The sequence below is a fragment of the Pseudomonas sp. PME37.24/006 genome (assembly GCF_055556635.1).
In genome coordinates this window covers 1-264 of record NZ_JBVHNL010000146.1, presented here as the reverse complement: position 1 = coordinate 264, position 264 = coordinate 1, and the positions used below count along the sequence as shown (strand labels likewise).

The window sequence follows — 264 nt, the reverse complement described above, 5'->3', positions numbered from 1 at the left end:
CCACAGCAGCATTCCGGCGAACACGTCGGCGTAGGGCAGCAGCTCGATCTCGAGCGACACGACGATGCCGAAGGCGCCGGAGCCGCCGCGGACCGCCCAGAACAGGTCGGGGTTCTGATGCGCGCTCGCTCGGACCAGCGACCCGTCGGCGGTGACGATCTGCACGGACCGCACCGCGTTGACGGCCAGGCCGTGCGCGCGCGAGTAGAACGACACCCCGCCGTTGAGCGAGTAGCCCGCGACCGAGACGTCGCCGGCGCTGCC

At 71.6% G+C, this 264-nt stretch carries 1 pseudogene; it reads right to left on the bottom strand.

Annotated features, from left to right (window positions below):
- A pseudogene (locus ACZ3GY_RS24185) lies at positions 1-264 on the bottom strand (hypothetical protein); the annotation flags it as partial.